Origin of the sequence: Streptomyces sp. NPDC006687 (assembly GCF_040636215.1) — a bacterium.
GTDB lineage: Bacteria > Actinomycetota > Actinomycetes > Streptomycetales > Streptomycetaceae > Streptomyces.
In genome coordinates this window covers 55310-68789 of sequence record NZ_JBEYJJ010000023.1, presented here as the reverse complement: position 1 = coordinate 68789, position 13480 = coordinate 55310, and the positions used below count along the sequence as shown (strand labels likewise).

General features: G+C 72.4%; 12 protein-coding genes. 7 read left to right on the top strand and 5 right to left on the bottom strand.

Translation table 11 applies throughout. The features are described from left to right. The first annotated feature begins 373 nt into the window (after window positions 1-373). Genes ABZ716_RS23180 through ABZ716_RS23165 form a run of 4 tightly spaced genes read left to right on the top strand, consistent with a single transcriptional unit; the run spans window position 374 to window position 3839 of the window. Complete coding sequence (locus ABZ716_RS23180) at window positions 374-1675, top strand: hypothetical protein (RefSeq protein WP_358961370.1); 1302 nt, start codon at window positions 374-376, stop codon at window positions 1673-1675. Between the two features lie 13 nt (window positions 1676-1688). Further along, complete coding sequence (locus ABZ716_RS23175) at window positions 1689-1976, top strand: hypothetical protein (RefSeq protein ID WP_358961367.1); 288 nt, start codon at window positions 1689-1691, stop codon at window positions 1974-1976. A gap of 33 nt (window positions 1977-2009) precedes the next feature. Beyond that, window positions 2010-2558, top strand: a complete 549-nt coding sequence (locus ABZ716_RS23170; protein ID WP_358961364.1) for a hypothetical protein — start codon at window positions 2010-2012, stop codon at window positions 2556-2558. Between the two features lie 45 nt (window positions 2559-2603). After that, the gene (locus ABZ716_RS23165; RefSeq protein WP_358961363.1) at window positions 2604-3839 is read left to right on the top strand and encodes a hypothetical protein; all 1236 of its coding nucleotides are present in this window, start codon (window positions 2604-2606) and stop codon (window positions 3837-3839) included. A gap of 7 nt (window positions 3840-3846) precedes the next feature. Here the strand turns inward: ABZ716_RS23165 and ABZ716_RS23160 are convergent, their stop codons facing one another. Continuing rightward, entirely contained in the window at window positions 3847-5265 is a 1419-nt protein-coding gene (locus ABZ716_RS23160; protein WP_358961360.1) for an FAD-dependent monooxygenase, read from the bottom strand. 88 nt (window positions 5266-5353) lie between these two features. Here ABZ716_RS23160 and ABZ716_RS23155 point away from each other — a divergent pair, with 88 nt between their 5' ends. Then, window positions 5354-6004, top strand: coding sequence for a TetR/AcrR family transcriptional regulator C-terminal domain-containing protein (locus ABZ716_RS23155; RefSeq protein ID WP_358961358.1), 651 nt, complete (start codon window positions 5354-5356; stop codon window positions 6002-6004). Beyond that, a complete protein-coding gene (locus ABZ716_RS23150; RefSeq protein ID WP_358961356.1) occupies window positions 6001-7449 on the top strand; it encodes a pentapeptide repeat-containing protein in 1449 nt (482 codons plus the stop codon). Before ABZ716_RS23155 ends, ABZ716_RS23150 begins: the two co-directional genes overlap by 4 nt. A 180-nt stretch (window positions 7450-7629) precedes the next feature. Here ABZ716_RS23150 and ABZ716_RS23145 read toward each other — a convergent pair whose 3' ends face one another. The 4 genes from ABZ716_RS23145 to ABZ716_RS23130 form a co-directional block, all read right to left on the bottom strand. Next, complete coding sequence (locus ABZ716_RS23145; RefSeq protein WP_358814021.1) at window positions 7630-8091, bottom strand: ATP-binding protein; 462 nt, start codon at window positions 8089-8091, stop codon at window positions 7630-7632. A gap of 337 nt (window positions 8092-8428) precedes the next feature. Further along, window positions 8429-9361, bottom strand: coding sequence for an acyl-CoA dehydrogenase family protein (locus tag ABZ716_RS23140; RefSeq protein ID WP_358961354.1), 933 nt, complete (start codon window positions 9359-9361; stop codon window positions 8429-8431). Between the two features lie 6 nt (window positions 9362-9367). Next, on the bottom strand, window positions 9368-10522 hold the full coding sequence (locus tag ABZ716_RS23135) for an acyl-CoA dehydrogenase family protein (protein ID WP_351891135.1): 1155 nt from the start codon (window positions 10520-10522) through the stop codon (window positions 9368-9370). Continuing rightward, window positions 10522-11715 (bottom strand): amidohydrolase family protein, encoded by a 1194-nt coding sequence (locus tag ABZ716_RS23130; RefSeq protein WP_358814024.1) that lies wholly within the window; start codon window positions 11713-11715, stop codon window positions 10522-10524. The genes ABZ716_RS23135 and ABZ716_RS23130 overlap by 1 nt, the downstream gene beginning before the upstream one ends. Window positions 11716-11859: 144 nt before the next feature. Here ABZ716_RS23130 and ABZ716_RS23125 point away from each other — a divergent pair, with 144 nt between their 5' ends. Further along, window positions 11860-13452 carry an AMP-binding protein gene (locus ABZ716_RS23125; RefSeq protein WP_358961352.1) on the top strand — a complete coding sequence of 531 codons (1593 nt, stop codon included), beginning with the start codon at window positions 11860-11862 and terminating at the stop codon, window positions 13450-13452. Window positions 13453-13480 lie beyond the last annotated feature (28 nt).

The following is a 13480-nucleotide window of genomic DNA, read 5'->3' as shown; positions in this document are numbered from 1 at the left end:
ACCATCCGGGGCCTTGGCACCCTGGTCGGTGTGGACGGCTGGGACAAGGCGGGGCAGGCGTGGACGGGCCTGGCCAAGCTGGCCACCGGTCTGACGCTCGCGTCCATCCCCGGGGTCGGCACCGCGTTCTGGCTGGCCGACGACAAGGACCTCCCCTCCTGGATCCGTGACTCGCGCACGGCGGTGAAGGAGACGGGCAAGGCCCTGGTTCGCCTGGGACGAGTGGGGCAAGAACCCCGCCCGCGCCGCCGGGGCGGTCACCTTCAACGTCCTGACGACCGTCTTCACCGGCGGCGCCGGCACCGCCGCGAAGGCCGGCACGGTCGCCAAGGTCATCTCCGTCGCCGGGAAGGCCGGCCGCCTCATCGACCCGATGACCTACATCGGCAAGGCCGGCTCCCTGGCCAAGGTCAAGGTCGGCGACCTGTTCGCCAACCTCGGCAAGGTCGACGGGGCGTTCCCGAAGATCACCGACGTGGTGTGGAAAGACCTCCCCAAGGCCGACATGCCCGGGGTCCACTTCCCCCACCCCGAGGACACCGTCCGCCTCCCCGACGACGCAGCGGGCCGCCCCCAGTTCTACGACAAGACCACCCACCAACTCCTCGACCACCAGGGCCTCCCGAAGCAGGACCTCACCGCCGTCCCAAAGGGCCCCGACCACCCCCTGGCCGAAGTCCCGAAGCACGAGAACGTCCCGGTAGGCGTAGGCGCCCACACCGCGGACGTCACCTCCCACACCCCGGGCGGCACGGCCGGCCACACCCCGGGCGGCGTCACGGACCACACCCCGACGGGCATCACCGACCACACCCCGGGCGGCACGGCGAACCACACGCCCACCAACAGCCACACCGAACCCGGCAGCCCCACGGGCACCACCCCCGGCCACACCACCGGTGGCCACGGGGACGCCCCCACCACCGGTAGCGGCCATGGCGACGGCCCCTCCACCGGCGGCCACGGCGACGGCCCGGGCACAGGCGGCGGCCACGGTGACGGCCCGACCATTCCCCACCAGGGCGACGTCGGAAGCGGAGGCCACGGAGACGCTCCTGACTCCGCTCCGGGGGATGCCACTCCAGGGGACACCACTCCCGGTGACACCGGCGCTCAGGCGGTGGACCCCAAGGTGATCGAGGAGCGCATCAAGGAGCTGGACGACCGGCAAGGCGGCCAGGGGCACGCGCCAGGCCGACACCTCTATCCTGATGACAAGGCCCTGACCGACAGGCTCGGTACGGTCCTCCGCGACAGCAACGGCAATCCGAAGATGTACGGGCCGAACTCAAGTTACCCGGGGCTGGTCAAGTCCGAGAACAATGTCGACCCGTTGACCGGAACCACGACGGACGGTGTCACCGCCGGCGTCCACCGTGTCGGCGCCTTCGCCACCCGCTTCGACGACCCGGCGGACATGGTGCGTGCCGACGCATACTTCCGCGACGAGATGGCCCGTACCGGAATGGAAGCGTTGGAGACGCCGATCGAGGACGTGCTCGGTCCCGGAGCCCACGAGAGGTTCACCGGCTACTATCGTGACCCGGCCAATCTCAATGAATTCAAGCCGGTCGACTTCGAAGGCGGAACCATCCAGCCGGTGTACCGCATGCATGATGGGGAGCTGCGCCTGCACACCATGTTCGCCAACCCCGCGCGCGGCCGCCATCCGTAGAGGGGATTTTCCAATGGAAGAGCGTTTCAAGGGATTCCTCAGGACACACCTGAGCCTTGAGCAGGGGTACGACACGAGCGGATATCTGCGACCCACACTGATGGCTTTCAGTGATGCATACGTAGAACTGATTCGCGAAGGCTTCACCAAGATCATCGAGGACGAATCGTTCGGTCCGGATGAGTACGAGAGGTTGACCGATATCGAATTCCCTGACCGGGAAACCCTCGTTGTCTACCTTCGATCCATGTACGACTACCTCTTCAACGATGCAGCGCAGCAGCCAATGCCCCCGGCCTGACCGGCGGTGGCCACAAAGGGGCGAGAAAATCAAGTGCCAGGAGAAGCACTGGCGTGGAAGGCCGCCACCATCGACTGGAAGGCCGCAGAAGAGAGCTTCGAGCACGGAACGTCATGCGCCCGGCTCATGCGCGAGTATCTCCGGCGTGCCGCCCTCTGGGTTCAGGAACTGCAGAAGACCCAGCCCGAACCGTTCTTCAACGTCTCACAGCCGGACCGCTGGCCGTTCTTCGACATCGCCCGGTACGTCGACCCCACGGTTCAAGCCGACCCCCAGCTGGCGGGAGATCTGGAAGCGTATCTCTCCGAGCACTCCAGCAGCCTGCTCACTGCGAGGATCTGCCAGGCGGCTCTGAACTGGGCATCGCTCAGTAGCGAGGCTTTGGCCGCGTTCCCCGAACTCCCGGATCCCTTCGAGCCGCTCCTGCTGGTCTTGGAGCGTGGTGGCGCGTTCTGGATCGAGAACGGGTTCATCGACTTCGTCGGCAGCCGCGTGCGGCTGACGACTTGGGAAGATCACACGTCTACCGAGCCCATGCCGTCTCTCGATGCGGCGGCACTGGACGCACTCGACGAGGCATAGAAGGTGGGCAAGGCGGCAGCGGCTGTCCTGAGCCGCCTCTGCGTCGTGGAATGGGGTGATGGCTGGGACGACGCGTTCGGGCACGTCCAGTCGCGCCGCGTCATCTTCCGCGAATACCTCAGCCGGGCGTCCGTGTGGTCGCAGGCGTACCCCCAGTCCGCAGCCGCCTGGCCCTTCTTCGACATCACCGCTTACGCGGCGCCCGAGTTCCGCCTTTCCCACACCACGGAGGCGGAACTGAAGGCACTCCTGGCCCGCCTCCCCAGCGGCGAGGTCCGCGCCACCTGCGCCGGCGCCGTCCGTCTGGCGGAACTCCGTACCCAGGACCCAGCCGCCCTCCCGGACCTCCCCGACCTCTACGAGCCGTTGATCCTCTTCTACGAGCGGGGCGGCGAGTTCCTCCGCGAGAGCTCCGGCGCCCTCGACCTGACGGGCGTCAGCCTCCCCCTCGGCGCCCGGTCCGACTACCTCGGCAACCCACCCGTCACCCAGCTCAGCACCACCGTCCTCGACGCCCTCGACGCCGACGGCCGCATCACGTACTACACCGCCGAGGACGGCCAGGGCCCCCTCCTCAGGCGCCGCACCCTACGAGGCGCACAGCACGACGAACTATTCGGCCGCACCCTGCGGTGGGAGCCGACGGAACGAGTGGAGGCGGCCCTGTCCGAGCTGGACGAGCTGAGGGCCGCCGGACTCATCGGCGCCATGGTGACGGCTGCCGCTGACCCCGCCGAGGGAACGGGCTTCTCGATCCAAGCGGGCCACCCGGCCGTCCGCACCCGCGCGTCCGCCGCCGCCGCGGACATGGCCGACGCTGTCGGCGAGCTCTACTCCTCCGAGACCGATGACGCCGTCATCGTGTGGAACCGGGTGCCGGTCAGGCTGTCGTACGCCCACGACATCGCCGCCCTCCTCGACGACCTGGTGCCCCTCCTGGAGGAGGTCCAGCGTGCCGACTTCGCACAGGCCGAGGTCTTCTGGGGCTCCGACACGTTCTCCGCGGAATGGACCCTCGCCCGCGAGGACGAGTCGCTGAGGATCCGCTCCCGCTGGCACAGCACCCTGGGAAACTACGAGTCCCTGTTGGCCGAGTGCGGTGATGCCGTGGTCCGCCCCGAAGCATTCGTCGGCGAGTGGGCGAAGATCCTCCGGAGGATCGTGGCCGACGTCGAGGCGAAGGGGGTCCGCATGGAGGACGACGACCTCTACCGCCGCACCAAGAATCTGCTGGCCTGCTGCCCTGCGGCGTGGCCCCAGCCGGCGCCACCGACCCCGTAGCGGGGGGTTACAGCCGCGCCCCGCCGACCCCCACCCCCGCCGCGTACGCCGCCAGGCCCTCCAGGGTGTGGCCCGCCCAGCCGATGTAGCCGTCCGGGCGGATCAGGAACAGGCCGTCGCCGTACGCCCCGTGCGACGGGATCCGCACCGGCCGCGCGCCCGGGACTTCCGGCGCCCGGGACTCCCCCACCGTCAGCAGGGTCCAGTGCGTCCCCCGGTACGCGTCGAAGAGGCGGAGGCCGGCCTGGAGGGCGTCCGGGGCGCGGTCGCCGGCGTGGAGGGCTTCGGCAGGGAGGTCCGTGCGGGTTTCCACCGCCAGGGACGAGCCCCGGTAGCCCAGGCCCAGCTGCCGCGTGGCCGCGCCGCGGCGGGCTTCGCCGCGGTGGATGCGGGTCGACAGGGCGAGCATGCCCGCGGCGACGGGCCGCCGCTCCTCCTCGTACGTGTCGAGCAGCGACTCCCCCGCCCCCGCGCCCAGCACCGCGGCCAGCTTCCAGCCCAGGTTGTAGGCGTCCTGCACGCTGGTGTTGAGCCCCTGCCCGCCGGCCGGCGAGTGCACGTGCGCGGCGTCCCCGGCGAGGAGGATCCGCCCCACCCGGAACCGGTCGGCCAGCGCCGCCCGGGGCCGGAAGTCCGAGGCCCAGCCGACCTCCGTCACGTCGGACGGCTCCAGGTGGGACCGGGCGGCGACGACCGCCCGCAGTCCCTCCAGGGAGAGGTCGATCACCGGGCCGCCCTCCGGCATCTGCGCGGTGAGCTGGAAGTCCTCCGTTCCGGCGAGGGGGCAGAGGGCGAGGAAGGCGTCCCCCTCGGCGGGCGGGAAGACGTGCCAGTGGTCGCGGTCGAGGCCGGTGATGCGTACGTCGGCCACCACGACCGGGGTCGGATCGACCGTCTCCCCCGCCATCTGGATCCCGAGCAGCCGCCGCACCGTGGACCGCCCGCCGTCGGCGGCGACGGCGTACCGGGCCCGGACGGGCGCACCGGTGGTGAAGGAGGCCGTGACCCCGTCCGCGTCCTGCGTGATCCCGGCCAGTTCCCGGCCGAAGGCGACCTCTCCGCCCAGCTCCACGAGGCGGGCGTGGAGGATCTCCTGGGTGCGCCACTGCGCCACCATCCAGGGCTCGCGGTACGGCGAGCCCTCCTCCGCCTCCGCCTCGTCCCACATCGTCTGCTCGCCGAGCCGCTTCCCGTCCCGCCAGAGCATCCGCGTCGGGTACGGGCCGCCGGCGGCCCGGATGGCGTCGCCGACGCCGAGGTCGTCGAAGACCTCCAGGGTGCGCGGCTGGATCCCCTTGCCGCGCGACCCGGGGAACAGCCCTTCGGCCCGCTCCACCACGAGGGCCCGTACGCCCCGCCGCGCGAGGTCCACCCCGAGCGCCAGCCCGGCCGCCCCGGCCCCGACCACCAGCACGTCCACGTTCATGTCCGTCTCCATCTCCCGCACCCCGTTCCTTAACGTCGTTAAGTTGCGACCTCCACACCTTCCCCTTAACGCTGTTAAACTGTCAAGCGTGCCCCCTCGCAGATCCCCCAAGCTCGACAAGAAGCAGGCCGTGGACGCCTCCCTGCGCCTCCTCAACGAGGTCGGCCTCGACGGCCTCAGCCTCCGCGCCATCGCCAAGGAGCTGGACGTACAGGCCCCCGCCCTGTACTGGCACTTCAAGAACAAGCAGGAGCTCCTCGACGAGATGGCCACGGAGATGTACCGCCGCATGACGGCGGACTCCTCCCTCGACGCCCCCGGCCTCTCCTGGCAGGACCGGCTCCTGACCGTCAGCCGGGGCCTGCGCAGCGCCCTGCTCCGCTACCGCGACGGCGCCAAGGTCTTCAGCGGCTCCCGCTTCACCGGCACCGAGCACGCGGCCGGACTGGAGACGACCCTCCGCGTCCTGACCGAAGCCGGCTTCACCCTCCCCCAGGCGGTCCGCGCCACCACCACGGCGTACTTCTTCACCCTCGGCTTCGTCACGGAGGAACAGGGCGTGGAGCCCCTCCCGGGCGAGCGCCGCGAAGGCTTCGACGTCGCCGAACGGGCCGCGCGCCTGGCCGACTTCCCCCTCACCGCCGCTGCCGGGGCGCACTACTTCCAGGACTACGACCAGGGCTTCGAGGACGGCCTCGCCCTCGTCATCGCGGGCATCGAGAACCGGTACGGGCGGTGACGGGAACGGCGTACGGGTTCCTCACGGCCGCCGCGCCCGCTCCGGACGCCCTCACCAGGGCCCTGGCCCGGGCGTTCCAGCTCCCCGCAGAACGGGTGGACGTCGCCCCCGACGGGACGGTGGACGGCCGGAACGGGGACACGGCGCTCGTCACGTCCGAGTACGAGGTGCTCCGCGCCGGCGACCTGCGGGGGATGCTGCACGTCTACGCCACCGGGGAGGTCACCTCCCCGCCCGCCCCCGAGGAGGTGGCCGCCGTCCTCGCCCGGGAGGCGGGGACGCCGGTGCTGGTCGAGTGGGGGACGGTGCCGTGGGTGCGGAAGGTGTACCTGCCGCAGGGCTGGTTCACGTACGCGGCCATCGAGGACCTGGACATCGCGAAGGACCAGCCCTGGTTCCGCGTGTACGCCGTCCAGGCCGGGCTCGCCGCCTTCCCCGAGGCCGAGGTGGCGGGCCTGGACGCCGTGGTGCAGGGGGCGCCGCCCGAGACCCCGCTCGCGGACGGGCTCGGCGAGCACCGGGCGCTGCTGTGGCCCTGGGAGGCGCTGGTCTCCCGTATGGCCGCGGGCTGGCCGCCCGTGCGCTGGTACGGGGCCGACCTGTACCGGGAGGACCTCGCGGCCCGCGACCGCATCGAGGACGCCCTCCCCGCCCTGCCGGCCCCGGTCCGCGCCGCCGTCACCGCCCTCGACGCCCGCTTCCGCGCCCTGACGGTGGAGGACGCCGGCCATGAACTCGGCGCCGACCCGGCGTCCACCGCCTGGCAGTGGCACCGCCGCCCGGCCGTGCTGCCGTGGCGCGTGCTGCTGCCCGTGGATCCGGAGGCGGCCGGCCGGCTGTGGAAGTGGGTGGAGGACGGGGTCGAGGGACAGCCCGGCGGGGTGGACCTGTCCGGCCTCGACCTCGGCGGCGCCTGCCTGGCGGGGGCCGATCTCTCCTCGTCCCTCCTGTGCGGCACCGGCCTGACGGGCGCCCGCCTCACCGGCACTGATTTCTACCGCTCGCACCTCCAGGGCGCCGACCTCACGAACGCCGACGCCACCGGCGCCTGCTTCGTACGGGCCGACCTCGACGGGGCCGTCCTGCGCGGCACCGTCCTCGACGGCGCCGACCTCACCCGCGCGGACCTGTACGGCGCCGACGCCCGGGGCGCCGGCCTCCGCGGCGCCCGCCTCCTGGGCGCGACCCTCATCGGCACCGACCTCCGCGGCGCCGACCTCACCGGCGCGCAACTCGGCGAAAACGGCTTCGAGGTCACCCTGGACGAAACCACCCGCGTCACGGGCCTCAAGGGCACGGCCTACGGCCCGGCCACCCTGACCGCCCCCTCCGGCGCCTCCCGCCCCCTGGCGGGCCCGGCCCTGGAAACCTGGCTCCGCGCCCGCGGCGCCGACGTCCGCGTCCTGGCTCCGCGTCAGCCGCAGGCACGGCCGACTACCAGCTGATCACCGGCCAGACCGGCTCAGGGAACCTGCGGGTGGCGGCGTGCATATGCGCGCCCCGAGCGCGGCACGGCAGCCGCCACCCCACGACCCGCACTCGTCAAGGCAGGACCCTTGGCGTCCCCTCGCGACGAATCGCTCAACACCAGGGTGATCAACAGGTGACGAACCGTCAACACCTCGTTAGAGGTACACGCGCGGTTCCCGCTTCAGGACGACTTTTCTCACCGGTGCCGAAGGGGCCGCCGGAGCCTGCTGCGCCGCGCGGTCGATCTCGCACCAGATGCGCTTGCCCGCACCCTCGCGCTGCCAGCCCCAGCGGTCGGCGAGGCCGTCCACCAGCTCCAGGCCGCGGCCGCCCGTGTCCTCGCCGGCGGCCTGCCGGCGGGCCGGGGCGCGGTCGCTCGCGTCGGCCACCTCCACCCGTACGCCCGGGCCGCCGAGGAGCATCCGCAGGACGGCGGGACACCCCGTGTGCACGACCGCGTTCGTGACGAGCTCGGAGATCAGCAGGATCAGCGTCTCGGCGAGCGGTTCGTCCTCCCCTATCCCGGAACCCGCCAGCCGGGACCGCGCCCAGCGGCGGGCGCGGCCGACTTCGGCCGGGTCCGGTCCTACCTCCAGCTGCACCTGAAGCACCTGCACCGCTCACACCATCCGAACCGGCGGACACTTCGCCTCACGACAGGACGGGCTCACTGCTTGTGATCCCCTTGCCCAGCAGGATGGTTGACGTACAGTCACCGCTACAACCGCTTCGGGCATATTCCAGCGCGAAGGAGTAGGCGTGGTGCATACTGTGCGGCTCTCGCGTCGCCGCCGCTCAACCACTCGCATCGTGGGAGCGTACCGGAGCACACCCCTCCCGCCGGGCCGCATCGGGGCCACCGAAGGACACAAACCGATATCAACTCTCTGTAATCGGACATGAGTCCCGCGCCGTCCTTCCCGTGCCCGGAAGTGGTGCCGGAGTCGTCCGGCGTCACTCGCTGCAACCCGCCTCCGCGGCCAGGCGGGTCGCCAGGAGTTCCTCCGCCTCCCGCGCCGTCCGCCACTGCTCCGCGCGCACCCAGGCCCGCTTCAGGTGCAGGTGCACGTCCGCCTCCCACGTGAAGCCCATCCCGCCGTGGACCTGGAGGCAGTCGCGGGCCCCGCGCACCGCCGCCTCGTCGGCGAGGAGCTTCGCCGCGGCGATCTCGGCCGCGTCGCCCGTCACCGCCGCCGCGTACACCGCCGTACGGGCCACCTCGGCGCGTACGAGCATCTCCGCGCACAGGTGCTTGACCGCCTGGAAGGCCCCGACCGGCTGCCCGAACTGCTCGCGCTCCCCCGCGTACCGCACCGCCAGCTCCACCGTCCGCAGCGCGCTGCCCAGCTGGAGCGCCGCCGTCAGCAGCGCCCCCGCCTCCCGGTACGGGGACGGGGGCACCCCCGCCGCCCCCGGGGACTTCCACAGCGGGGTCAGCGGGTCCACCGAGGCGGCCGGCTCGCCGGCCGGGAGCCCCGTCGCCCCCAGGACCGCGTCCGCCTCCCCCAGGTACGCCACCAGCGGCCCGCCCAGGTCGAACGCCGTCACGACCGCCGAGCCCGAAGCCGCCCCCGGGACCACTCCGGCCGCCAGGTGCGTCGCCACCAGCGGCCCCGGCAGCAGCGCCCGCCCGGCCTCCTCGAAGACCAGCACCGCCTCCGGCAGGCCCAGCCCCACCCCGCCCTCGGACTCCGGGAGGCGCAGCGAGAAGAACCCCGCCTCGCCCAGCTCCCGCCACAGCCCCCGGTCCACGACCGCACCGCCCGCGCCCCCGGCCGGGGCCGAGGACACCGCCGACCGCAGCGCATCCCGCCCGTACCGGCCCGCGAGCAGGTCGCGGACGCCCGCCCGCAGGTCCCGCTGGTCCCGCGTCAGCCGGAAGTCCACGCCCGATCACCGCCCCTTCGGCAGGCCGAGGATCCGCTCGGCCACGATGTTCCGCTGGATCTGCGAGGTCCCCGCCGCGATCGTGTACGACAGCGACGACAGCCGCTCCCGCGTCCACTCCTCCTCCAGGGACAGCGCGCCCGCCCCCAGCACCTCGGCCGCCGCCTCGTACAGCTCCTGCCGCGCGTGCGAGTACGCCAGCTTGAAGACGCTGCCCCCGGTACCGGGGACCCCGCCCGAGCCCTGCGCCTCGCTGACGTTCCACTGCGTGAGCCGCCAGAGCGCGCCGAACTCCCCGTACAACCGCCCCAGCCTGCGCCGCAGTACGGGGTCGTCCCAGCGCCCGTTGGCCCGCGCCGCCCGGGCCAGCTCGCCGAGCGTGCGGCGGCAGGCGACGACCTCGCCGACGAAGGCGGTGCCCCGCTCGAAGGACAGGGTCACCATCGTGACCCGCCAGCCGTCGTTCTCGGCGCCGACCCGGTGCGTCACCGGCACCCGGACCTCGTCCAGGAACACCTCCGCGAACTCGGCCGTCCCCGCGAGGGTGCGCAGCGGACGGACCGTGACCCCAGGCGCGTCCATCGGCATCGCCAGCCAGGAGATGCCCCGGTGCCTGGGCGCCGCCGGGTCGGTGCGGACCAGCAGCTCGCACCAGTCGGCGACCTCCGCGTGCGAGGTCCAGATCTTGGAGCCGGTGACCACGTACGCGTCCCCGTCCCGCACCGCCCGCGTCCGCAGCGCCGCCAGGTCGGAGCCGGCGCCCGGCTCGCTGAACCCCTGGCACCACACCTCCTCCCCGCGCAGCACCGGCGGCAGCCAGCGCGCCCGCTGCTCGGCGGTGCCCTCGGCGGCGATGGTGGGGCCCGCGTGCAGCAGCCCCACGAAGTTCGCGCCGACGTACGGCGCTCCGGCGCGTTCGGTCTCCTCCAGGAAGATCAGGTGCTGGGTCGGGGTGGCGCCCCGCCCGCCGGCGTCCACGGGCCAGTGCAGGCCCGCGTACCCGGCGTCGTACAGCCGGCGCTGCCAGCCCAGGTCGTAGGCGCGCCGGCCGGGCCAGTCGTCGGGCGAGGGCCTGGGCGGCAGCTCGGGCAGCACCTTGCCGAGCCACTCCCGCAGCCCGGCCCGGAACTCCCGTTCCTCCTGCGAGTACGCCAGGTCCATCAGACGAGGTCCAGGCCCAGCATGCGGATGGCGTTGCCGCGCATCAGCTTGTGGACGGTCTCGTCGTCGAGGCCCTTCACGTGGTCGAGGGCGACCTCCTTGGTGTGCGGGAAGGTCGAGTCCACGTGCGGGTAGTCGGTCTCGAAGGTGGCGTTGTCGCGGCCGACGACGTCCAGCGAGGCGATGCCGTGCTTGTCGCGGAAGAAGCAGCAGTAGATCTGCCGGTAGTAGTACGTGGACGGCGGCTCGGGGATCAGGTCGCGGACCCCGCCCCAGGCGCGGTGCTCGCGCCAGACGTCGTCCGCGCGCTCCAGGGCGTACGGGATCCAGCCCATCTGGCCCTCGCTGTAGGCCAGCTTCAGTGCCGGGAACTTGACCAGGACCCCGCTGAAGAGGAAGTCCATCATCGAGGCCATGGCGTTGTTGAAGCTCAGCGACGCCTGGACGGCGGGCGGCGCGTCGGGGGAGGCGGCGGGCATCTGGGAGGAGGACCCGATGTGCATGTTCACGACCGTGCCGGTGTCCTGGCAGACGGCGAAGAAGGGGTCCCAGTAGCCGGAGTGGATGGACGGCAGCCCCAGGTGGGTGGGGATCTCGGAGAAGGTCACGGCACGGACCCCGCGGGCGGCGTTGCGGCGGATCTCGGCGACGGCGAGGCCGATGTCCCACAGCGGGATGATGCACAGCGGGATCAGCCGGCCGCCGCTGTCGCCGCACCACTCCTCGACCATCCAGTCGTTGTAGGCGCGCACGCAGGCCAGGGCGACCTCCTTGTCGTGCGCCTCGGCGAAGGTCTGCCCGCAGAAGCGGGGGAAGGTGGGGAAGCACAGGGACGCCTCGACGTGGTTGAGGTCCATGTCGAGGAGCCGTGCCCTGGGGTCCCAGCAGCCTCGGCGCATCTCCTCGCGGGTGATCCCCTCCAGGGTCATGTCGTCGCGGTCGAAGCCGACGGCGGCGATGTTGCGCTTGTACGGGAACTTCAGGTCCTCGTAGATCCACCAGTCGGCCGGGGGCCCGTCGGGGTCCATGGAGATCACGTACTTGCCGCCGGTGTACTCCAGCTCGCCGATGCCGGCGGTGAGGGGGCGGGGGCCGCGGTCGCGGTACTTCGCGGGCAGCCATACGTCGAAGAGGTGAGCGGGCTCGATCACATGGTCGTCGACGCTGATGATCCGAGGCAGTTCCAGTGCCATGCGGGCTCCCAATCTGATGGATCGTCAGAAACAAGGTAGGGCCGCCACCCCTGGACCGACAAGCGCCGGGGCCCTACGCTCTGCGCTTGATCTGACTCACCGTCAGCTGACGAGGGCGCCGGCGCGCCCAGGGGGAGGCCCGTGATGACGACGCCGGACAGCAGGAGCACCTCGGGCCGGGCGCCCGGCGCCGACGCCCTCGCGGTCGAGCTCAGCCGGTCGCGGACCCTCTGGGAGCTGGTCGCGCGCCGCGCACGGCTCACCCCCGCCGCCCCCGCCCTCATCGAGGCCGCCGAGGACCCCGCCGACGACCGCACCCTGACCTTCGGCGCCCTGCGCGACCGCGCCGAACGCGTCGCCGCCGGCCTCTACGCCCGGGGCGTACGCCCCGGGAGCGTCGTCGCCTGGCAGTTGCCGACCCGCATCGAGACGGTCGTGCTGTCGGCCGCCCTCGCCCGCATCGGCGCCGTGCAGTCGCCCGTGATCCCGTTTTACCGCGACCGCGAGGTGGCCTTCGCCCTGCGCGCCTCGGGCGCCGAGCACTTCGCCGTCCCCGGCACCTGGCGCGGCTTCGACCACACCGCGATGGCCGCCCGCCTCGGCGCGCGCGGGGTCTTCGAGGCGTACGCGGACCTCCCCGAGGGCGACCCGGCCCTCCTGCCCCCGCCGCCCGCCGACGGGACCTCCGTCCGCTGGATCTACTGGACCTCCGGGACCACCTCCGACCCCAAGGGCGTCCTGCACACCGACCGCTCCCTGATCGCGGGCGGCTCCTGCCTGGCCTTCGCCCTGCGCCTGACCCCGTCCGACGTCGGCTCGATGGCCTTCCCGTACGCGCACATCGCCGGGCCCGACTACACCGTGATGCTGCTGCTGTACGGGTTTCCGGCGGTCCTCTTCGAGAAGTTCGCACTGCCGGACGCCCTCGACGGCTACCGGCGCCACGGCGTCACCATCGCCGGCGGATCCACCGCCTTCTACTCCCTGTTCCTCACCGAGCAGCGCAAGGACCCCGGCACGCCCCTCATCCCCAGCCTGCGCCTGCTCGCGGGCGGCGGAGCCCCCAAACCGCCGGAGGTCTACCACGCGGTGGTCCGCGAACTGGGCTGCCAGCTCACCCATGGCTACGGCATGACCGAGGTCCCGATGATCACCATGGGCTCCCCGGACGACACCCCGGAGAACCTCGCCACCACCGAGGGCCGCCCCCCGGAGGGCATGTCCATCCGCATCACCACCCCCGACGGCACTCCCCTGCCCGCCGGCACCGACGGCGAGGTCCGGCTGCGGGGCGAGGCGGTCTGCCAGGGCTACCTCGGCCAGAAGGACACCGGGGAGGTCTTCGACGCCCACGGCTACCTGATCACCGGCGACCTCGGCCACCTCACCCCCTCCGGCCACCTGGTCCTCACCGGCCGCAGCAAGGACGTGATCATCCGCAAGGGCGAGAACATCTCGGCGAAGGAGATCGAGGACCTCCTCCACCAGCTCCCGGGCGTCGGCGACGCCGCCGTCATCGGCCTGCCGGACGAGGAGCGCGGCGAACGCGTCTGCGCCGTGGTCGAGCAGCCGGCGGGCGCCGCGCCGCTGACCCTGCCCCAGGTGACGGCGTACCTCCGCGCCCAGGGCCTGTCCCCGTACAAGCTCCCCGAACAGCTGGAGCTCGTCGACGCCCTGCCCCGCAACGAGGCCCTGCGCAAGGTCCTCAAGTACCGGCTGCGCGAGCGGTACGCCTGATCCCGGTCCGCCTGATCCCGGGACGCCG

What these genes read in the sequence shown, in the direction of transcription:
- ABZ716_RS23180 (WP_358961370.1), top strand. Translation starts at nt 374, where the DNA reads ATGACCTACATCGGCAAGGCCGGCTCCCTGGCCAAGGTCAAGGTCGGC.
- ABZ716_RS23175 (WP_358961367.1), top strand. Translation starts at nt 1,689, where the DNA reads ATGGAAGAGCGTTTCAAGGGATTCCTCAGGACACACCTGAGCCTTGAG.
- ABZ716_RS23160 (WP_358961360.1), bottom strand. Translation starts at nt 5,265, where the DNA reads ATGAACGTGGACGTGCTGGTGGTCGGGGCCGGGGCGGCCGGGCTGGCG.
- ABZ716_RS23135 (WP_351891135.1), bottom strand. Translation starts at nt 10,522, where the DNA reads ATGGACCTGGCGTACTCGCAGGAGGAACGGGAGTTCCGGGCCGGGCTG.
- ABZ716_RS23130 (WP_358814024.1), bottom strand. Translation starts at nt 11,715, where the DNA reads ATGGCACTGGAACTGCCTCGGATCATCAGCGTCGACGACCATGTGATC.
- ABZ716_RS23125 (WP_358961352.1), top strand. Translation starts at nt 11,860, where the DNA reads ATGACGACGCCGGACAGCAGGAGCACCTCGGGCCGGGCGCCCGGCGCC.